Below are 20917 nucleotides of genomic sequence, written 5' to 3' on the forward strand. Positions count from 1 at the left end.
GCACAACGCCGATGGGGCGGTCACCCGGAGTCCGGGTGACCGCCCCATCGGCGTTGTGCTGTGTGCGCCCCGTCAGGGGCGCGGGGAACTGCGCGACAAGCCACGACGTCGCCGCACCCGCCCACGGCCCGCAGGCCACGCGGACGGTCCGCGCAGTTACCCGGCACTCCAGGCGGAGCGCCTACTTGCCCTTGGCGGCTTCCTTGAGCTTGCTGCCCGCGGAGACCTTGACGCTGTAGCCGGCCGGGATCTGGATCGGCTCGCCGGTCTGCGGGTTGCGGGCGGTGCGAGCGGCACGGTGGGTGCGCTCGAAGGTCAGGAAGCCGGGGATCGTGACCTTCTCGTCGCCCTTGGAGACGATGTCGCCGACGACGTCGGCGAACGCGGCCAGCACGGCGTCGGCGTCCTTGCGGGTCACCTCGGCGCGGTCGGCCAGCGCGGCCACCAGCTCACTGCGGTTCATGTTGTTACTCCCGTGTTCTTCTTGCCGTTGAGGCGTGCCACGCGGCGGAGCCGCATGTTGGGCACAGCGATGCCGATGCTGCCAGGGGCCTCGGACACTCCCCGGACCCGGGTCGGTCGTCAGACCCTCGCGCCCAGGGAGGCATCCTGCCTCCACCTGCGGCGGTAAAGCCAATCCGGCACCCCCAGGAGTCGTGAGAACACCCTTGGGAGTCACACGATGAGAGGGCCTGAGCCTTGCGCCACACTAGAGGGCGGTCCGAGGCGCGCCGCCGCGCGACGCGCCGGTGGAGCCGCCCGTGGTGGTGATCCTCACCACCACGCCACAGGCCGTCTGCCCCCGCCCGCGGAACCTACGCCACCACTCCGGCGGACTTCGCCGCCTCGCGCACGGCGCCCGCGACGGCACCGGCGACCTTGTCGTTGAAGACGCTCGGAATGATGTAGTTCGGGTTGATCTCGTCCTCGGTGACGACGTCCGCGAGGGCGTGCGCGGCGGCCAGCATCATCTCGGTGTTGACGGTGCGCGACTGGGCGTCCAGCAGACCGCGGAAGACGCCCGGGAAGACCAGCACGTTGTTGATCTGGTTCGGGAAGTCCGAGCGCCCGGTGGCGACGACCGCCGCGGTCTGGCGGGCGATGGCCGGGTCCACCTCGGGGTCCGGGTTCGCGAGCGCGAAGACGATCGCGCCGTCCGCCATGGCGGCCACGTCGTCGCCGTCCAGGACGTTGGGGGCCGACACGCCGATGAAGACGTCCGCGCCGTGCACGGCCTCCTTGAGGGTGCCGGTGAGGCCCTCGGGGTTGGTGTTGTCGGCGATCCAGCGCAGCGCCGACTCGGGCGCGGCGTCGACCAGGTCGGCGCGTCCGGCGTGCACGACGCCGTGGATGTCGGCGACGACGGCGTTCTTCACCCCGGCCGCGAGCAGCAGCTTGAGGATGGCCGTACCGGCGGCGCCGGCGCCGGACATGACGACCCGTACGTTCTCGATTCCCTTGTTCACCACACGCAGGGCGTTGGTCAGGGCGGCGAGGACGACGATGGCCGTGCCGTGCTGGTCGTCGTGGAAGACGGGGATGTCCAGGGCCTCGCGCAGCCGGGCCTCGATCTCGAAGCAGCGCGGCGCGGAGATGTCCTCCAGGTTGATGCCCGCGAAGCCCGGGGCGATGGCCTTGACGATCTCGACGATCGCGTCGGTGTCCTGGGTGTCCAGGCAGAGCGGCCAGGCGTCGATGCCGGCGAACCGCTTGAACAGGGCCGCCTTGCCCTCCATCACCGGCAGCGCGGCCTTCGGGCCGATGTTGCCCAGGCCCAGCACGGCGGAGCCGTCCGTCACGACCGCAACGGAGTTGCGCTTGATGGTCAGGCGGCGGGCGTCCTCGGGGTTCTCGGCGATCGCCATGCAGACACGGGCCACGCCCGGCGTGTAGACCATGGAGAGGTCGTCACGGTTGCGGATGGGGTGCTTCGACGCCATCTCGATCTTGCCGCCGAGGTGCATCAGGAAGGTGCGGTCCGAGACCTTGCCCAGGCTGACGCCGTCGATGCCCCGCAGCTGCTCCACGATCTCGTCGGCGTGCGAGGTCGAGCCCGCCGCGATGGTGACGTCGATGCGGAGCTTGTCGTGGCCGGAGGCCGTGACGTCGAGGCCGGTGACCGAGCCTCCGGCGGACTCCACCGCGGTGGTGAGCTGCGAGACGGCGGTTCCGCCCGCGGGCACCTCCAGCCGGACCGTCATCGAGTAGGAGACGCTGGGCGCCGTTGCCATGGCCGACTTCCTCTGCTTTCACCGTGTAACTGGGTTGTGCCGTCCGATCGTCGCACCTACCACTGAGTACGCGGTAGCCGCCCCGGATTGCGAACTTTGTGTTCGCGGCCCTCTTTCGGAAAACGACTTCCACCATACGAGAAGTTGCCCGCCGAGGAAACCCGTCGGGGGAAGTGGGCGGCGGAAGCCGCGGACCGGCCGTCGGAGCGGCCCGCGAAGGAACCCGCGGGACGGGAATTGCCTTGCGGGGATCGTTTGTTACCTTGGACGTGGCACCGGCTCGATCCAAGCCCCCGGGCCCAACCATCGTCGCTACGAGCGACCACTTGCCGCGAGGCGAGCATGGCGGGTCGGTGCCACCTAAACGAAGAGACGAGAGGCCCGCGCCGTGGACGGCGCGGGCCTCTCGCACGTCCGCCTCAGTCGCGGAGCAGGTCCGGCACCCCTCGGGCGTCGGGCTCGTCCCGCTCGCTGGAGACCACCGTGAGCTGCTGGGTGGCCCGGGTCAGGGCGACGTACAGGACCCGCAGCCCGGCGGGCGACTCGTCGGCGATCTCGGCCGGGGAGACCACGACGGTGGCGTCGTACTCGAGCCCCTTCGCCTCCAGGCTGCCGAGCGCCACCACCCGGTCGCCGAGCCCGGCCAGCCTGCGCCGGGCCTCCTCGCGCCGGTTCATGGCGACCACGACGCCGACGGTGCCGTCCACGAGGCCGAGCAGCCGGGCCGCCTCCGCGCGGACGGTGTCGAACAGGGAGTCCTCCACGACGACGAAGCGCGGCTCCACGCCGGTCGAACGCACGGCCGACGGCGAGGTGGCGCCCGGCATGGCGAGGGCGAGCACCCTGGCCGCCAGTTCGGCGATCTCCGCCGGGTTGCGGTAGTTCACCGTCAGCTCGAAGCGGCGGCGCGGACGGGTGCCCAGGGCCTCGTCGCGGGCCTGGGCCGCCTCGTCGGGGTCGGACCAGGAGGACTGGGCCGGATCGCCCACGACGGTCCAGGTGGCGTGCCGGCCGCGGCGGCCCACCATCCGCCACTGCATCGGGGTGAGGTCCTGCGCCTCGTCCACGATGACGTGCGCGTACTCGGTGCGTTCCTGCGCCAGCCGCTCGGCGCGCTCCCACTGGGTCTCCTCGCGCTGCGGCATCAGCTCGTCCAGGCCGGTGAGCTGGTCCAGCGGGTCCGCCTCGCGGCGCTTGCGGGGGCGGGCCGGGGTGCCGACGATCGCCTGGAGTTCGTCGAGCAGGGCGACGTCGTGCACGGAGCGGCCCTCGCGCCGCAGCGAACGGGCCACCTTGCGGACCTCGCCCGGGTTCAGGACGCGCCGGGCCCAGCGGCCGAGGCGCCGCTCGTCCGCCATGGCCGCCAGGACGGCACCCGGGGTCAGCTCCGGCCACCAGGCGTCCAGGAACTCGGTGAAGGAGTCCTCGGAGCTGACGTCCTCGTCGAAGGAGGAACGCAGCTCGGCGGCCAGCTCCGGGTCGCTGTGCCGGGTCCCGGCACCGGACTTCTCCCACAGGGCGTCCAGGAGCAGCCGTCGGGCGCGGGGGCGCAGCAGGTTGACCGGGGCGGTGCCGCCGAGGACGGTGCGGCGGATGGAGGCCAGTTCCTCGGCCTCCAGTTCGAGTCGGCGGTTGAAGGCGACGACCCTCAGCAGGGTCGGCGAGTCGGCCGGCTCCAGCGCGCCGCGCGCGGCCTTGCGCAGCACCCGGAGCATGCGTGAGGACCCCTTGACGCGGGCGGTGGCCGGGGAGTCGTACAGCGTGGCCTCGCCACCCGCGGCGTCGTCGGCCAGGGAGCCGATCGCGCGAATGGCGACCTGGCCCTCCTCGCCGAGGGAGGGCAGCACGCCCTCGGTGTACGCCACCAGCAGCGGGGTCGGCGAGACGATCAGGATGCCGCCCGCGTACCGTCGCCGGTCCTGGTAGAGCAGGTACGCCGCGCGGTGCAGGGCGACGGCGGTCTTGCCGGTGCCGGGGCCGCCCTCCACATAGGTCACGGAGGCGGCGGGGGCGCGGATCACGCGGTCCTGCTCGGCCTGGATGGAGGCCACGATGTCCCGCATGGTGTGCGTGCGGGCCTGGCCGAGCGCGGCCATCAGGGCGCCGTCGCCGACCACGGCCAGTTCCTCGCCGGCCAGCCGGGCCGTGACCTCGGGACGCATGAGGTCGTCCTCGACGCCGAGGACGCGCCGCCCCTTGGAGCGGATCACCCGGCGGCGCACGACCCGGCCCGGATCGACCGGCGTGGCCCGGTAGAAGGGGGCCGCGGCGGGCGCCCGCCAGTCGATGACCAGCGGCGCGTACTCCTCGTCCAGGACTCCGATGCGGCCGATGTGCAGGGTCTCGGCGATGTCGGCGGTGTTGTCGGGCCCCAGGGCGCCCTCGGCGGGCTCGACCGCCGTGTACGCGCCGTCCGGGCCCTTCTTGCCGTCCTTGCCGAGAAGCAGGTCGATGCGGCCGAACAGGAAGTCCTCGAACTCGTTGTTCAGGCGGTTGAGGTGGATGCCGGCCCGGAAGACCTGCGCGTCGCGCTCGGCCAGCGCGCCGGGCGTGCCGACGTGACCGCGCTGGGCGGCGTCGTGCATGAGGAACTCGGCCTCGTGGATCTTCTCCTCCAGGCGGCGGTACACCCGGTCGAGGTGTGCCTGTTCCACGCTGATCTCTCGGTCCCGTACGGAGTCCTCCCGTACGGGGTCGTGCACCGAGCCGACCGCTGAATCCTGTTGAGCCTGTGCGGCCACCGGGCCCCCTTCTGACGTGCTGGGCAGCCGTCAAAGGTACGCGAAGGGGGGGCCGGAAGCCACGGCACGCCTGGGAACCGGGTTACGCGTCCACCTCGACCAGCCGTTCGCCGTCGAAGGTCATGACCTCGAAGTGGTCGATCTGGTTGGGGTCGAAGGCGGCGCCGCCGTGCACGTAGAGCGGCTTCTTGGCCTTCTCCGTGGTGGCGTTCGGGATGCCGTAGCCCCAGTCGGGGACCGTCCAGGAGCTGAGGGTCTCCCGCTCGCCGTTCTTGCCGACGGCGATCAGGGAGCACTTCTCGGGCCCCTTGACGTTCTTCAGCTCCAGGACCGCCTCGGTGCCCCAGGCCTTCTTCTCCAGGGCCACGGTGGCGCTGACCTCGGTGGCCGGGTCGGTGGCGGTGACCCGGTCGGGCATCGCGGCGAAGGCGGACTCGGCGGGGCTGCCGGTCTGCTCCTGCGAGGCCTCGGTCTTGCGTCCGCCGTCGTCGCCACCGCCGCCGCCCGTGGTCGCCACGGCGGCGAACGGGCCGCCGATGATCAGCGCGGCGGCGGTGCCCACCAGGTAGAAGTTGCGCCGGCGCTTGCTCGCGCGGCGCTCGGCGACCTCGTCGACGAGCCTCTCGGACAGCCGTGGGCTCGGCTTGGCGGTGAGCGACTCGGCGATGGCCGGCGTACCGGCACCGGGCAGGTCCGCGAGCGCGGCCATCATCGGTTCCATGCCGGCCAGCTCGTCGAGTTGCTGGGCGCACCATTCGCAGGTGGCGAGGTGTGCCTCGAAAGCGGTTGCTTCCGCGTCGTCGAGAATCCCGAGGGCGTAGGCGCCGACGGTCTCGTGTTCGTTCGGCGCCGGTGATCCCTCCATGGGGACAGAATTACCCGTATCCCCCGGACCGAACCCCTGAACTCCCCCGTACCCGCTCATCACGCCGTCACCCCCCGCTCCTCCAGTGCCAGCTTCATCGAACGCAGGGCGTAGAAAACCCGGGAGCGAACGGTGCCGCTGGGTATGCCCAGTGTCTGCGCCGCCTCATTGACGGTACGCCCCTTGAAGTACGTCTCGACGAGGACCTCACGGTGAGCCGGGGTCAGGTCGTCGAGCGCGTCCGACAGCGTCATCAGCCACAGCGCGTTGTCGATCTCGTCCTCCGCGGGGATGACCTCCAGCGGCGACGGATCGACCTCCTGCGGCCGGGCCTGCCGGCTGCGGTGGCCGTCGATGACGATGCGCCGGGCGACCGTCACCAGCCAGGGGCGTACCGATCCGGTCGCACGGTTGAGCTGACCGGCATTCTTCCAGGCACGGATGAGCGTCTCCTGGACGACGTCCTCGGCGCGCTGCCGGTCCCCCGCGACCAGCCGCAGCACATAGGCCAGCAAGGGGCCGGCGTGCTCGCGGTAGAGCGCGCGCATCAGCTCCTCGTCGGGTTCCGAGGACGACTGGGACATGCGATGTCGGGCCCTCGCACCACGTTCATTGGCCACGACGGAATCCTTGCGCACGCCCACCTCCGATGTCCGGGGGTTCCCCCAGTCGGTCGCTCGCCCATTCGGTACGGACGCGAAGTGCGGTGTGTTCAAAGTGAGATGACAGTTTTCTCGGGGCGGTGTGACGAACGGGGCGTGGCGGCACTTATCGGGCGAGGGCGGCGCGGCGGCGGTGCCGGGCGACCCGCTCGCGGTTCCCGCAGACCTCGCTGGAGCACCAGCGCCTGCGGTGCCCGCGGGAGGTGTCCACGTAGAGGATCGGGCAGTTGTCGCCCTCACACTGGCGCAGACCGGCCCGCGCGACCGGGTCGGTGAGCAGTTCGACGGCGTCCCGGGCGAGGGCGCCGAGCAGCGCCGCGCACTGCGGCGGCCCGGTCAGCTCCCGGGTCAGCGCGCCGTCCTCGCCGTGCACCGCGCGCGGGGCCGGGGGCGCGGCCAGGGCCAGGTCGTTGACGCGGGCCAGCGCGAGGTCGTGGCGGCGGGTGCGGGGGGCCGGCCGGGCGCGCACCAACCGGGCGGTCTCGCGGCGCAGTTCGCGGAAGCCGGTCAGCCACGTGGCGTCGGCGTGGGCCAGCGGGGTGCCGGGCGGGACGAGCCCGGAGCCGGCGATCCAGGCGCGCAGCACGACCACGGAGCCGAGGCGCTCGACGGGGTGGGTGGTGGCGATGAGGTCCAGGCAGATCCGCCCGGTGTCGAAGCGCAGCTCGTACGGGTCGGTGGCCGTACCCATTGCCATGTTCCTGTCACCGCCTGGAGGTGGCCCGCCGAGGTACGGGCTGGGAAGGGGAGCAGGTGGACCGCTCCCTCTACAGTGCCTGCCCGCACTCCCGCCCGGAACCCCTCGTACCGGTGAGGCGTGGACGGGTACGCGCGCGCCCGCGCGCCCGGGCCGCGTCCGGCGCCCTTACGTCCCGTCGGCCGTCGCCGGTCCCACGCGCCCCGGCGCCACGGCGGCGCACGATGCCGGACCGCAGCCGTCGCCGCGGTCCGTCAGTCGTCCGCCGTGTACTTGGCGTCCGTCGCCGGGTCCAGGGCCAGGCGGTAGCCGCGCTTGACCACCGTCTGGATCAGCTTCGGGGTGCCGAGGGACGTGCGCAGGCGGGCCATCGCCGTCTCGACGGCGTGTTCGTCGCGGCCGGTGCCCGGCAGGGCGCGCAGGAGTTCCGCGCGGGACACCACCCAGCCCGGCCGCCGGGACAGCGCCCGCAGCAGGGACATGCCGGCCGGCGGTACGGTCCGCAGCTCCCCGTCGACGAGCACCGCGTGCCCCCGGATCTCCAGCCGGAACCCGGCCACCGGCAGGGCACGGGCCCGCCCCGGGAGTTCCTGGCACAGCAGCTGGACGAGCGGGCCGAGCCGGAAGCGTTCGGGCTGGACGGTGTCGACACCGTGCGCCTGGAGCGGCACCGCGGTGACCGGTCCGACGCAGGCGGGCAGCACGTCGTGGCCGAACGCGGCGAGCAGTTCGGGCAGCAGACCGCGCTCCTCGGCGCGGCCGAGCAGCGAGGACGCGGCGGGCGCGCTGGTGAACGTCACCGCGTCCACGCCCCGCGACACGGCGGCGTCCAGCAGCCGGTCCACGGGCCCGAGGTCCTCCGGCGGCAGCCAGCGGTACACGGGCACGCCGACCACCTCGGCGCCCCCCTCCCGCAGCGCCTCCACGAACCCCGGCAGCGGCTCACCGTGCAGCTGTACGGCGACCCGGCGGCCGTCGACGCCCTCCTCCAGGAGCCGGTCGAGCACCTCGGCCATGGACTCCGACGACGGCGACCACCGCTCGGTCAGTCCCGCCGCCCGGACCGCGCCCTTGACCTTGGGCCCGCGCGCCAGGAGTTCGACCGCGCCCAGCCGCTCCAGCAGGGCGTCGCCGAGACCCCAACCGTCGGCTGCCTCGACCCAGCCCCGGAACCCGATGGCGGTGGTGGCGACGACGACGTCCGGTGCCTGGTCGATGAGCTGCTTGGTCGCGGCCATCAGCTCGCTGTCGTCGGCGAGGGGCACGATCCGCAGCGCCGGCGCGTGCTGGACGGCGGCGCCGCGCCGCTGGAGCAGGGCGCCCAGCTCGTCGGCCCGGCGGGCGGCGGTCACGCCCACGGTGAATCCGGCCAGGGGCCCGTGGTCGGGTCGCTGCTGTTCGTCGTCCATCGCTCGCCGCGCTCCGATCCTCACGCCCGTCTGCGTACTCGCGTGCCGACCGAGCCTGTCAACGGTGCGTGACAGGCTCGGTTCCGCTTCATGTCACCAGTGTTACGTCACACCTCGGCGTAGCTGAGCTGGGCCTTCGTGTCCGCCGGGTCCGCCGGGTCGTCCGGCACCCGCGGGGCCGGACGGCGAAGGTATACCGCCCAGGTGACCGCGAAACACACCGCGTAGAAGGCGAGGAAGGCGACGAAGGCCCCGGTGCCCGAGCCGGAGGAGAGGAAGGACTGCCGGAAGGCGAGGTTGATGGCGACGCCGCCGAGCGCACCGACCGCGCCGATCAGACCCATGGAGGCACCGGAGAGGCGCCGCCCGTGGGCCACCGCCGCCTCACCCGTCAGCCCACGGCCCAGCGCCTTGTTCTGGAAGATGCCGGGGATCATCTTGAACGTCGACCCGTTGCCGAGCCCGCTGAGTACGAACAGCACCACGAACACGGCCACGAACAGCCCGAGCGACCTCGCCATGCTGGCGGCGACCAGCACCGCGGTGGCGGTGGCCATCGCCACGAAGTTCCACAGGGTGATCCGGGCGCCCCCGTACCGGTCGGCGAGCCTGCCGCCCAGTGGCCGGATCAGGGAGCCGAGCAGCGGGCCGATGAAGGTCAGGTAGGCCGCCTGGAGCGGGGTCCGCCCGAACTGGGTCGTCAGCACCTGCCCGAAGGCGAAGCTGTACCCGATGAACGAGCCGAACGTGCCGATGTACAGCACGGACATGATCCAGGTGTGCGCGTCCCGCGCGGCGTCCTTCGCGGCCCCGGTGTCGTTCTTCACGGAGGCGAGGTTGTCCATGAAGCAGGCGGCGAGGACCGCGGCCACCAGGATCAGCGGGATGTAGATGCCGAGCAGCACCCGCGGCCCGCCGCTCGCCCCGATGATCGCGAGCGCGGCCAGCTGGATGACCGGCACACCGATGTTCCCGCCCCCGGCGTTGAGACCGAGCGCCCACCCCTTCTTCCGCAGCGGGAAGAAGGCGTTGATGTTGGTCATGGAGGAGGCGAAGTTGCCGCCGCCGATGCCGGCCAGCAGCCCGACCAGGAGGAAGGTGGAGAAGGACGTCCCCGGCTCCATGACGGTGAAGGCCGCGACGGTCGGCACGAGCAGGAGCCCGGCGGAGACGATCGTCCAGTTCCGCCCGCCGAAGACGGCGACCGCGAAGGTGTAGGGCACCCGTACGACGGCGCCGACGAGGGTCACCACGGAGGTCAGCAGGAACTTGTCGGCCGGCGTCAGCCCGTACTCCGGCCCCATGAAGAGGACCAGCACGGACCAGAGCGTCCAGACGGAGAACCCGATGTGCTCGGAGAGCACGGAGAAGAACAGGTTCCGCCGGGCGGTCCGCTCCCCCGTCTCCTGCCAGAACGTCTCGTCCTCCGGATCCCAGTACTCGATCCAGCGGCCGCCTCGGAATGTCATGACGCCTCCACGGTGCTCCACAGCTCGATTGCCCCGACGGTAGGAAGGGCGCGTTTCGTGCCGGTGGGGCTGTGGATGACCGGAAGGGAACGTTGCTCTCACCCGGCACCGGTGCCGGGTGAGAGGTCGCGCCGGTCAGCCCTGGGGGTGCTGGGGCTGCCAGTGGGGGTTCTGCTGGGGGTAGGGCTGCTGCTGGGGCGCGGGCTGCGGAGGGTACGGCTGCTGCTGCGGGTACGCCTGGGGCGGGTACGGCTGCTGCCGACCCTGGGGCGGCGCGTAGGGCTGCTGGGGGTACGGCTGCTGGGGCTGGGCGTACTGGGCGGGAGCCGGCTGCGCGTAACCGCCGGGGGCGCCGTAGCCACCGGAGGCGCCATAGCCGCCAGGGGCGCCGTGGCCACCGGGCGCGGCATGGCCGGCCGGCGCCCCGCCGAACGGGTTCCCGTGTCCCGGGAGCTGCCGCGGCAGGTACCGCACCCGCCCGGTCTCGTCCGCCGTCGGAACGAATCCCGCGGCCTGCAACCGGGCCGCGAACTTCGCGTTGCGCTTGCGGGTGACGAGGAAGCCGACGCCCAGGATGGCGAGGACGGCCAGCCAGATCACCGCGGCCACGACGAAGTCGTCGGAGGAGCCACCCGAGCGGTAGGCGAGGACCACACAGCCGATGGTGACGCCGAGCGCGCCGTACCCCATCCTCTTCTCGGCGCTCTTGCCGGTGAGGTCGAAGTTGATCCGCGCCTTGAGGAGTTCGAAGGCGTCGGGCACGAGCGGCGGCACCGAGACCCCGTCGCCCGCGTTCGGGTACTGCGCCCAGTTCTGCGCGGCGCGGGCGCGGGCCTGCGGGCTCGGATCGGGCACGAGCAGCATCGTGAGCGAGCCGTTGCTCCCGCCACCCTGGCGGGCGTCGGCGTACTCGTAGCCGAACTGCTGGGCGACGAAGGCCAGCTTGGCCAGCTTCTTCACGGACGCCATCGGGCTGGTCAGCTCGACCGGCTCGCCGCTCGCCATCAACCGCAGCATCTTCTGCGTCTGCCGCTTGCTCATCCCGCCCGTTCCCCCTGACCGGCTCACGCCACCGTGTTCACTCGCGCAACCGGTGCAGTCTCGCACGCCGGTACGACGGCCGTCAGCCCCGGTGCGCCGCCCGCGCCCTCGGCCTCCCGCGGGCGCCACTCTTGGCGCCGTCCGGCCACAGCTGCGGTTTGCGTTTGGCGGCCACGTCCTCCATCCAGCCGAACCAGACGACGCAGCTCCCGATGAGCAGCCAGGCGAGGACCAGGACCGGCCAGGGGCTCTCCAGGAGCCAGGTGAAGTGCTCGTACATGACGTCGAAGCCCCACAGCTGGTCCCACACGGTGGCCGCGATCAGGATGCACACGTTGTGCCACAGGTAGATCGTCACCGCCCGGGAGTTGAGCAGCGTGACCACCCGGTCCCAGCGGCGCAGCCGGTGCGGCCACTCCGTCCACGACGGGCTGACGTGCAGGAGCAGCAGCACGGTCGCGAAGGACCAGACGGCCTGGGCGAAGGGGATGGAGTCCAGGTCGTAGCCGGACTTGAAGCCCTCCCCGAAGGCGTACCAGAGGCCGAGCGCACCGATCAGCGGGGCTACCGACGGCACGACGTAGCGCGGCAGCCGCTTCAGGACGCCTTCCTGGTGGGCCATGCCCAGGATCCAGCAGGCCCCGAAGGTGCTGAAGTCGGTGAGGGCGGAGGGGATCCGCTCGCCCGGCAGTTCGAGGTAGCCGAACTGGAAGGCGGCCGAGAGCGCGATCGGTGCCAGGATCGTCGGCCACGGCAGGGCACGCAGGGCGCGCAGCAGCAGCGGGGAGAGCAGGACGTACCAGAGGTAGGCGCGGATGTACCAGAGCGGCCCCGCGAGGTCCGAGGCCCAGTTGTCGCCCAGGAGCCCGTCAATGCCGGACAGGCCCTCGGCGTACGGCGGGTCGCTCAACGGCAGGATCCAGAAGGTGAGGTGGAGCCACCACCACCCCGGGTGCCCGTCGTCGTTCGGCCCCCAGCCCTGGAGCAGCATGCCGGTCACGCCCACCGCGCCGAGCAGCCACAGCGGCGGCAGCAGGCGGCGCATGCGGCCGCGGACGACCTGCACGGCGGGGCGCTTGAGGGAACGGGCCATCAGATTGCCGGCGAGGGCGAACATCACGCCCATGGACGGAAACAGCACGGGCAGCCACGCCCAGCCCGTCAGGTGGTAGAGGACCACGCGGAAGAGCGCCACGGCCCGCAGCAGGTCGAAGTACCGGTCCCGGGCGGGCGCCCGCCGGGACTGCTTCTGCTGGGGCAGCACCGGCGGGACGGCGGCGGTGTCGGGGGCGTACGGGGGTGGTGCGGTCACGTACCGGTCGCTCCGGGGTGTTGCGGTCGCGTCGGGGAAGGGAGGGGCGGGGTCGTAGGGCGGGGTGGTCATCCGACCGGCCTCCCGTCCAGGGCGCCGGAGCGCGGGGCGGGCACGCCGGGGACGCCTCCGCCGGGCGGCGCGGACACGCCGCCGCTGCGGCGCAGCTTCTGCCAGCGCAGCCGGCCGCCGGTGAGGGCGGTGATCCAGGACTGGAGCAGCACCACGTACATGATCTGGCGGTAGAGGATCTGCTGGAGCGGCAGCGAGATGAGCGGTGTCAGCCGCTCCCGGTCCAGCCGGAAGGCGTAGGCCGCGCAGACCGCCTGGATGGCCAGGACGCCCAGCCAGGCGATGATCGTCTCCTGGGTCGGGCCGAAGACGATGCCGTAGAGCAGGAACACGTCGATGAGCGGGGCGAGCAGCGGCGCCAGCACCATGAACAGGGAGACGAACGGCAGCCCCACGCGGCCGAAGCGGCCCGAGGGGCCCTTCTCGATCACCGCGCGGCGGTGCTTCCAGATGGCCTGCATGGTGCCGTACGACCAGCGGTAGCGCTGGGACCACAGCTGGCTGACGGACTCCGGGGCCTCGGTCCAGGCGCGCGCGTTCTCGGCGTAGACGACCCGCCAGCCGGCCCGGTGCAGCGCCATGGTGACGTCGGTGTCCTCGGCGAGCGTGTCGTCGCTCATGCCGCCGATGGGCGCGAGCGCGGAGCGGCGGAAGGCGCCGACCGCCCCCGGGATGGTCGGCATGCAGCCGAGGATGTCGTACATGCGGCGGTCCAGGTTGAAGCCCATCACGTACTCGATGTGCTGCCAGGCGCCGATGAGGCTGTCCTTGTTGCCGACCTTCGCGTTGCCGGCGACGGCGCCCACCCTCGGGTCGCCGAAGGGCTGGACGAGTTCGCGGACGGTGGACGGTTCGAAGACGGTGTCGCCGTCCATCATCACGACGATGTCGTACCGGGCGTTGGCCAGGCCCCGGTTGAGGGCGGCGGGCTTGCCCGCGTTGTGCTGGCGGATCACCCGGACGCCCGGCAGGCCCAGGCCCTCCACGATCCGCGCGGTGCCGTCGGTGGAGCCGTCGTCGATGACGATGATCTCGATCGGGTGGTCGCTGGCCATGAGGGAACGGACCGTGTTCTCGATGCACTTGGCCTCGTTGTACGCCGGGACCAGCACCGTCACCGGTCCGGTGACCGCCGGGCCCCAGCCGAAGCCCTTGCGGCGGACCCGGCGGGCGTGGACGCCGGAGAGCAGCAGCATCAGCAGGAAGCGTCCGATGACCAGCGTGCCGATGACCGCCAGGCCCACCACCAGGACGTCGGTGAGCTTCTCCGAGGCCTGGACGAGGAAGACCCACGCCCTGCCCTTCCACAGTTCGGAGCCGGTCACGGGGCTCATGGCGCTGGGCGCGTCCAGGGCCTCGGTGAGGTTGTCGAACTCGTAGCCCTTCGCCTTCAGGTCGGGCAGGAGCCGGTCCAGGGCCTGGACGGTCTGGTGGCGGTCGCCGCCGGAGTCGTGCATCAGGACGATGGCGCCCTTGCCGCCCTGCGGGGTGGCGCGGCGGATGATCTCGCCGACGCCGGGCTTCTTCCAGTCCTCGCTGTCCGTGTTGTTGACGACGGTGATGTAGCCGCGGCTGCCTATGTACTCGGTGACCGGCCAGGACTTGTCGTCCATGGCGTCCGCGAAGGAGGAGTAGGGCGGGCGGAACAGCGAGGTGCGGACGCCGGCCGCGCCGGTGATCGCCAGCTGGTTCTGCGACAGCTCCCAGTCGATGCGCTTCTTGGACTGGAAGGAGAGGTCGGGGTGGTTGAAGGTGTGCAGGCCCACCTCGTGGCCCTCGTCGACCATGCGCTCCACGAGGTCCGGGTAGCGGGAGGCCATGGTGCCGGTGACGAAGAAGACCGCGTGCGCGTCGTGCTTCTTCAGCACGTCGAGCACCTTCGGGGTCCAGGTCGGGTCCGGGCCGTCGTCGAAGGTGAGGACGAGCCGGTGGTCGGGCACGCTCAGGCTCTCGGTGCGGCCGCTCCGGGCGTCGATGACCGGGCCGCCCTCCAGGATCTTCTCGGGCACGTGGGTGGTCGGCGCGGGTTCCTGGACGCGGTGGTCGGCGAGGATCTCGCTGTGCACGTAGCCGCGCAGCATGAGCATCGCCGCCAGGGCGACCAGGAGGAGCAGGGGGAGCAGCAGGCGCAGGGGCAGGCGGCGGAAGCCCGCACGGGGGCTGCGCGCCGCCCCGTGACGGCGGGTGCGGGATGCCATCAGAGGGTGGTCTCCGGGGACAGGGGCGTGGACGTGGAGGTGGTGCCCCGACCGGCGACGGGCGCGTCGGCGGCCCCCGCGAGGGGGGTCGTGTCGCGGGAGCCGTTGGCGTTGGCGCCGCCCTCGCCCGGGTCGGAGCCCGTGGTGGCACCGCCGGTGGGAGCGGTCGGGTCGACGGTGGTGTCGCCGTCGCCCGTCGACGCGGACGGGCCGGTGGTGACGGGCGGCGGGGCCTGCGTCGTCGCGGTGGGGTCCGGGTCCGTCGTTGCCCCGCCGCCCGGCTTCTTGTCGGTCCCGGTCTCCGTCACGCCGGAGCCGGCGGTCGTGCCGGGCTGCGGCGCGGTGCCGGCGGTGGTGCCGGGCGCGGGGACTCCGCCGCCCGGGGTGCCGGTCACGCCGGTGCCGTCGGTGGGGCCGGTCCGCGGGGCGCCGGTGCCGGTGGCGGCGGGCGGGCCGGACCGCGAGGGCAGCGGGGTGGTGTCGACCTGGCCGGCGGGCTTGCCCTCCTCCTGGCCCGGCACGGGGAGCCAGGGGGCGTTGGAGTTGCCGGACATCAGGGTGGAGACGATGACGACGGCGTAGATCGCGCAGGCGACGCCGACGAGTATGCCGAGGCGGCGGTAGAGGCGGCTGCGGCGGCCGGAGGAGTCGACGAAGACCGGTCCGTCGGAGGTCTCCCGGCCCTTTCCGCGGTGCCCGCCGTCGGCCCGGTGGAGCACGCCGTCGCCGAGCAGGACGGCGTCGAGCTGGACCGTCACCTCGTGCGGGTCGTGGGTGTGCGGGGCGTCCGGGGCGTCGCCGTCCGCGACCTCGTCCGGGGTCTCCTGCCAGGGGTCGCGGAGGAGGGGGACGGGAGGGGGCGGGGCGGCCGGGGCGACCTGGGTGGCCTGGGCGACCTGGGTGGCCGGCGCCGTCGGGGCTGTCGGGGGGACCGCGGTGGTGGGGGCGACCGGAGTCGCCGGGGCGGCCGCGTCGGTGTTGCCCCAGGTTATGCGCGGCTGCCGGCCGAAGGGGTCGGGGCCCTGGTACTCCCTGCCTATTCGGGAACCGAGTATCTCCGGCCCGCCGTTGCCGGCACTCCCCTGGCGGGGAGCGCCTTCACCGGGACCGCTTCCGAACCACCCCGGACCGGACCCGCCGGACGCCGGCGCGGTCATCGGAGACCCACCCGCGGGTGGGAAGGAGCGGGTCGGCGGGAGCACCTCGGTGGCGTCAGCATCGGGTCTTGCCTCCGAGAGTTCACGACCCCCGGACTCGACCTCGGGCCACTCCGGTTGGGCGTCTTTCTGCCAATTCTTCACGCGTGCGCACTTCCCCCCACGGGACACTTCCGGGTGCGCATACGACTCCGAGCACTCGTCGGTAGAACCGGCCCTCACCAGGTTCGAGCGCCCCCTGTATCACACCGTGCTCAGGCAGAGAATGTAGCGCACGCGGAGGATCCGTGGTGGCCGCGTGTCAATTGTGGGTGGACATCACAGCGCCGTCGGCGGCCGGAATCCATCCCTCGGCGGGGGTCCGGAGCCAGTCGTTTTCGGCCGCGACCTGCGCCGCCGCCCGGCGCAACGCGTCCAGCGCGGGATGCACGAGCCCTTTTCGCCAGACCAGTGAGACCGGCGACAGCGGCACGGGATCGACGAGCGGGCGTACAACGGTCGACGCCATGGCCGGAAAACCCACCACCGCCAGGATCGGATGCCGCGTCTTGTCCATGATCCGCTGGAACTCCTCCTCCCCCATCGCCAGCGGAAGGGGTGGCGCCACGTCGATGCCGCGTCCCTCGAACAGGCGGTGCGCGAGGTCGGTCCACTCCGGCGTGCGCGGGTTGCCGGCCCCGGCGTACACCCGCTCCCCGGCGAGCGCGGAGAGCGGCACCTCGTCCAGCCCGGCCAGCGGATGGTCCTCCGGCAGGACGACCGCCATCGGCTCGTGACGCACGGGCTGGTGGCCGAGTCCGGCCCGCAGCGCCGGGGGCAGGCCCGCGAACCGGCCGAAGGAGGCGTCGATCCGGCCCGCGATCACTTCGGCGGCGGCGTACGTCAGTCCGCTCTCGTAGCGCGCCATCAGCTCCTGGCCGGGGGCGAGTTCGCGCGCCCGTTCCAGGACGAGGCGGCCGGTGACCAGCCCCGGGGAGTTGAGGTCGACCAGCAGCGGGCGGGCCTGTCCGAAGGCGGCCAGGAGTTCGTCCTGCGCCTGGAGGACGCGCCGGGCGTACGGCAGCAGCCGCTCGCCGTCGGCGGTCAGCGTCACCTGCCGGGTGGTCCGGAGGAACAACTCGGCGCCCAGCTCCCGCTCCAGGCGCCGTACGTCCCGGCTCAGGGCCTGCTGGGCGACGTACAGCCGGGCGGCGGCGCGGGTGAAGTGCAGGTCCTCGGCGACGGTGACGAAGGCGCGCAGCAGGCGGGGGTCGAGGTGGGCGGGTGCGGGCATCCGGTGAACTTACAACAGGAGTGCGTGAATGGCGACGGAGCAGGTGTTGGACCCCTTGATCTCCTCGGGGCGACGGTAGGCGCATGCCGCAACCGACCTTCGAACGCCGTCCCCCGCAGGCCCCTCCCGTTGCCTTCCTCTCCGTCACCGCCGACACCCTGGTCGCCGCCGACTTCCGCCCGCGCGGCCGGCGCCGGCCGCCCGGCCCGTACCGGCGGCTCCTCGCCACACCCGGGGCCCGCGCGTTCACGATCGGGAACCTCATGGCGCGGCTGCCCATGGGCATGTTCACCGTGAGCGCCGTCGTGATGATCGCCGGCACCCGTGGTTCGTACGCCCTGGCGGGCGCCGTCACCGCGACGGGACTGGCGGCGACCGCCCTGGTCGCCCCGTGGACCGCGCGGCTCGTGGACCGGCACGGGCAGGCCCGGGTCGCCGTGCCCGCCACCCTGATCGCCGCGCTGGGCTCGCTCGCCCTGCTGCTGTGCGTGCGCCACGGCGCGCCCGCCTGGACCCTGTTCGCCTCCTACGCCGCCACCGCGACGACCCCCAACACCGGGGGCATGGCCCGCGCCCGCTGGAACCACCTGCTGAAGGGCGACGCCGACGCGCTGCACACCGCGAACTCCTTCGAACAGGCGGCCGATGAGCTGTGCTTCATGCTCGGACCGGTCCTCGCGGCCTTCCTGTGCACGGCGTTCTTCCCGCAGGCGGGCACGCTCGTCGGGGTGGTGCTGCTGGTGAGCGGCATGCTGCTGTTCACCGCCCAGCGTTCGACCGAGCCCCCGGCGGCCCGGCCGCGCCCGACCGCCAAGGCCCCTCTCCGCGCCCCGGGCATCCCGCCGCTGCTGGTCGTGTGCCTCGCGATGGGCGGGGTGTTCGGGGCCATGGAGGTCGTCACCATCGCGTTCGCGGACGCACAGGGCCACCGCGCGGCGGCCGGCGTGGTCCTCGGAATCCAGGCGGCCGGTTCCTGCGCGGCCGGCCTGCTGTACGGCGCGATGAAACCGGCCGGACCCGCCGAACACCGGCTGCCGTGGTGCGTCGCGGCCATGACGGCCCTGCTGACGCTGCCGCTGCTCGCGGCCTCGCTCACCGGCTCCCTGCCGCTGCTGGCGCTCACCCTGCTGATCGCCGGGATGGCCACCGCCCCGACCATGGTCACCACCATGACGCTGGTCCAGCGGCGCACCCCCGAGGGCCGCCTGAACGAGGGCATGACCCTCGCGGTGACGGGCCTGCTCGGCGGCATCGCCTGCGGCAGCGCGGCGGGCGGCTGGACGGTCGAGCACATGTCGGCCGCGGCGGCCTACGGCATCCCGGTGACGGCGGCCGCGGTGGCCCTGATGCTCACCCTGCTGCCGCCCCGGCGGGCCCGCGCCGCCGGATGACGGCGACGGGCTCGTCCGCGCCGTCGAACTCCCGCCGCGCCCGCTCGACCTCGGGCAGGTTCTCGGCGGACCACTCGACGAGCGAGGCGAAGATCGGCCCCAGGCTGCGCCCGAGGTCGCTGATCTCGTACTCCACCCGCGGCGGCACCTCGGCGTGGTAGGTGCGCTCGACCAGGCCGTCGCGTTCCATCCGGCGCAGCCGCTGGGTGAGCACCTTGGGGGTGATGGTCCCGATGTTGCGCTGGAGTTCGACGAAACGCTGACGCCCGTACTCGTGCAGCGCCCACAGGATCGGCGTGGTCCAGCGACTGAAGACGATGTCGAGCACCGGGGAGACCGGACATGCCAGTTCCGGTTCGATCCCCGCGCCGCGGGGGGTGGCACCGGCCATCAGGCCCTCCAAGGGAAGTCACTTTCCTTTAGGTACCTACTTTACGGAGGATGCTAGCTTCCCGGAAGTCCTGAACCACCGCACCACCGACGGCGGGAGCCGATCATGATCGTTGTCACGGGAGCCTCCGGAAACGTCGGCCGCCCCCTCGTCGCGGCACTCACCGCCGCGGACGAGCGGGTGACGGCCGTCACGCGCAGCGCCCCTTCCTACGCCCTTCCCGACGGCGCCCGGCACGTCCGGGCCGACCTCGCCGACCCGTCGACCCTGGGTGGGGCCGTGACCGGCGCGGACGCGCTCTTCCTCCTGCCGGCCGGGGAACTGCTCGGCGGCGGCGCACCCGCCGCCGAGGTCCTGGAGGCGGCCCGGTCGGGCGGGGTGCGCCGGGTCACCCTGCTCTCCTCCCAGGTCACCGGAACCCGGCCACAGGCCCCGACGCACGGCCGGCTGCGGGAGTTCGAGGAGGCGGTGCGCTCCTCGGGCCTGGACTGGACGATCCTGCGGCCCGGCGGCTTCGCCTCCAACGCCTACGCGTGGGCCGAGACCGTCCGCACCCGGCGGACCGTGCACGCGCCGTTCGCCGAGGTCGCCCTTCCGGTGGTGGACCCGGCGGACATCGGCGAGGTGGCCGCCGTGACGCTGCGCGAGGAGGGCCACGCGGGGCAGACCTACGAACTGACCGGCCCCGTCGCGGTGACTCCGCGCACGCAGGCACGGGAGATCGCCGGGGCGCTGGGCGAGGAGGTGCGGTTCGTGGAGCTGAGCCGCGAGCAGGCGCGCGAGCGCATGACGCGGTTCATGCCCGAGCCGGTCGTCGACGGCACGCTCGACATCCTCGGTGAGCCGCTCCCCTCGGAGCAGCGCGTCGCCCCCGACGTCGAGAAGCTCCTCGGCCGTCCGGCCGGTTCCTTCACTGCCTGGGCGACCCGCAACGCCGAGGCCTTCCGGTAGGCGGCGGGAAAACGACGAGGGCGGCCTGTCTCGCGCTGCGCGAGACAGGCCGCCCTCGACCTCGTGGAGATGGCGGGAATCGAACCCGCGTCCAACGGTGCGGAATCAGGGCTTCTCCGTGTGCAGTCCGCTTCGATTTTCTCAGCCCCGGAGATCACGCGGACAAGTCTCCGACGGGCTCAGTCACTGTTTGGTTTCCCTCTTCACCCCGTGACCGGGATCAAGGTTTAGTCCCCTAGCTGATGCCAGGATCCGGGTCGGGAACAGCCCCGGGCTGACACTCCCGTAGTAGGAGGCTCGCTCTGCTACCTGAGATCAGGCAGCGAGGGCGAAGGCCTGCTGGGAGGAATCGCGCTTGGTGTTGGCGATTATTTTTTTCGGCCTGTGGTTTACGAGATCATGGCCGCTTCCTCGACACGCTTCCCCTGCTTCGACAGCCGCTGTCGAAACCGATCATCCCCATGTTGATTTTTCAAGCCCTCCGAAGAGGGAGGTGCACCCGCTGTGAGGTGCGGATGCCATCGTACGTGACCAACGCACCGGGGTGCCAGCCTATTCCCGGCGGTCAGGCCCGCTGCTTGCGCCGGATCGCGGAGATCGTCCGCTCGGCCTCGCGGCGGTCCTGCTTCTCGCGGAGCGTCTGGCGCTTGTCGTACTCCTTCTTGCCGCGCGCCAGCGCGATCTCGACCTTGGCCCGGCCGTCCTTGAAGTAGAGGGCCAGCGGCACGATGGTGTGACCGGTCTCCTGGGACTTCGACTCCAGCTTGTCGATCTCCACGCGGTGCAGCAGCAGCTTCCGCTTGCGGCGGGCGCTGTGGTTGGTCCAGGTCCCCTGGCTGTACTCCGGCACGTGCACGTTGTGCAGCCACGCCTCGTGTCCGTCCAGCTGCACGAAGCCGTCGGCCAGCGAGGCCCGCCCCTGGCGCAGCGACTTCACCTCGGTCCCGGACAGGACGAGTCCCGCCTCGTAGGTGTCGAGGATCTGGTAGTCGTGCCGCGCCTTCTTGTTCTGCGCGATCAGCTTGCGCCCTTTTTCCTTAGCCATAGTGCAACCATT

17 protein-coding genes and 1 other RNA gene are annotated in these 20917 nt (G+C 72.3%); 2 read left to right on the forward strand and 16 right to left on the reverse strand.

What is annotated here, in order from left to right; translation table 11 throughout:
• Positions 1-181: 181 nt before the first annotated feature.
• From OIE75_RS14220 to OIE75_RS14280, 13 genes are all read right to left on the reverse strand, one after another.
• Entirely contained in the window at positions 182-463 is a 282-nt protein-coding gene (locus OIE75_RS14220; protein ID WP_003990598.1) for an HU family DNA-binding protein, read from the reverse strand.
• Between the two features lie 352 nt (positions 464-815).
• Positions 816-2231: an NAD-dependent malic enzyme gene (locus OIE75_RS14225; protein ID WP_122619819.1), complete on the reverse strand. Its 1416-nt coding sequence runs from the start codon at positions 2229-2231 to the stop codon at positions 816-818.
• Positions 2232-2650: 419 nt separating this feature from the next.
• On the reverse strand, positions 2651-4972 hold the full coding sequence (locus OIE75_RS14230; RefSeq protein WP_329471114.1) for a HelD family protein: 2322 nt from the start codon (positions 4970-4972) through the stop codon (positions 2651-2653).
• 82 nt (positions 4973-5054) lie between these two features.
• Positions 5055-5837, reverse strand: coding sequence for a zf-HC2 domain-containing protein (locus OIE75_RS14235; RefSeq protein WP_329471115.1), 783 nt, complete (start codon positions 5835-5837; stop codon positions 5055-5057).
• Positions 5838-5896: 59 nt separating this feature from the next.
• Positions 5897-6421: a sigma-70 family RNA polymerase sigma factor gene (locus OIE75_RS14240; RefSeq protein WP_329473987.1), complete on the reverse strand. Its 525-nt coding sequence runs from the start codon at positions 6419-6421 to the stop codon at positions 5897-5899.
• A gap of 184 nt (positions 6422-6605) precedes the next feature.
• On the reverse strand, positions 6606-7196 hold the full coding sequence (locus OIE75_RS14245) for a CGNR zinc finger domain-containing protein (RefSeq protein WP_307012545.1): 591 nt from the start codon (positions 7194-7196) through the stop codon (positions 6606-6608).
• 254 nt (positions 7197-7450) lie between these two features.
• The gene (locus OIE75_RS14250) at positions 7451-8605 is read right to left on the reverse strand and encodes a uroporphyrinogen-III synthase (RefSeq protein WP_163016244.1); all 1155 of its coding nucleotides are present in this window, start codon (positions 8603-8605) and stop codon (positions 7451-7453) included.
• A gap of 107 nt (positions 8606-8712) precedes the next feature.
• A complete protein-coding gene (locus OIE75_RS14255) occupies positions 8713-10074 on the reverse strand; it encodes a nitrate/nitrite transporter (protein ID WP_307012548.1) in 1362 nt (453 codons plus the stop codon).
• Between the two features lie 135 nt (positions 10075-10209).
• The gene (locus OIE75_RS14260) at positions 10210-11115 is read right to left on the reverse strand and encodes a hypothetical protein (protein WP_329471116.1); all 906 of its coding nucleotides are present in this window, start codon (positions 11113-11115) and stop codon (positions 10210-10212) included.
• Positions 11116-11197: 82 nt separating this feature from the next.
• Entirely contained in the window at positions 11198-12499 is a 1302-nt protein-coding gene (locus tag OIE75_RS14265) for an acyltransferase family protein (protein WP_329471117.1), read from the reverse strand.
• Positions 12496-14697 carry a polysaccharide deacetylase family protein gene (locus OIE75_RS14270; protein WP_307012554.1) on the reverse strand — a complete coding sequence of 734 codons (2202 nt, stop codon included), beginning with the start codon at positions 14695-14697 and terminating at the stop codon, positions 12496-12498. Before OIE75_RS14270 ends, OIE75_RS14265 begins: the two co-directional genes overlap by 4 nt.
• A complete protein-coding gene (locus tag OIE75_RS14275; protein ID WP_329471118.1) occupies positions 14697-15854 on the reverse strand; it encodes a hypothetical protein in 1158 nt (385 codons plus the stop codon). Before OIE75_RS14275 ends, OIE75_RS14270 begins: the two co-directional genes overlap by 1 nt.
• A gap of 301 nt (positions 15855-16155) precedes the next feature.
• Positions 16156-17127, reverse strand: a complete 972-nt coding sequence (locus OIE75_RS14280; RefSeq protein ID WP_307012557.1) for a LysR family transcriptional regulator — start codon at positions 17125-17127, stop codon at positions 16156-16158.
• A gap of 83 nt (positions 17128-17210) precedes the next feature.
• Here OIE75_RS14280 and OIE75_RS14285 point away from each other — a divergent pair, with 83 nt between their 5' ends.
• The gene (locus OIE75_RS14285) at positions 17211-18518 is read left to right on the forward strand and encodes an MFS transporter (RefSeq protein ID WP_329471119.1); all 1308 of its coding nucleotides are present in this window, start codon (positions 17211-17213) and stop codon (positions 18516-18518) included.
• Here the strand turns inward: OIE75_RS14285 and OIE75_RS14290 are convergent.
• Positions 18478-18909: a winged helix-turn-helix transcriptional regulator gene (locus OIE75_RS14290; RefSeq protein WP_329471120.1), complete on the reverse strand. Its 432-nt coding sequence runs from the start codon at positions 18907-18909 to the stop codon at positions 18478-18480. The genes OIE75_RS14285 and OIE75_RS14290 overlap by 41 nt on opposite strands.
• A gap of 105 nt (positions 18910-19014) precedes the next feature.
• Here OIE75_RS14290 and OIE75_RS14295 point away from each other — a divergent pair, with 105 nt between their 5' ends.
• Positions 19015-19860: an NAD(P)H-binding protein gene (locus tag OIE75_RS14295; RefSeq protein ID WP_329471121.1), complete on the forward strand. Its 846-nt coding sequence runs from the start codon at positions 19015-19017 to the stop codon at positions 19858-19860.
• Positions 19861-19921: 61 nt separating this feature from the next.
• Here the strand turns inward: OIE75_RS14295 and ssrA are convergent.
• Together ssrA and smpB are read right to left on the reverse strand one after the other, a co-directional pair.
• Positions 19922-20321: a transfer-messenger RNA gene (gene ssrA, locus OIE75_RS14300) on the reverse strand.
• 104 nt (positions 20322-20425) lie between these two features.
• Entirely contained in the window at positions 20426-20905 is a 480-nt protein-coding gene (gene smpB, locus OIE75_RS14305; protein ID WP_052841735.1) for an SsrA-binding protein SmpB, read from the reverse strand.
• Between the last annotated feature and the right edge of the window lie 12 nt (positions 20906-20917).

The organism is Streptomyces sp. NBC_01723, assembly GCF_036246005.1.
Classification (GTDB): domain Bacteria; phylum Actinomycetota; class Actinomycetes; order Streptomycetales; family Streptomycetaceae; genus Streptomyces.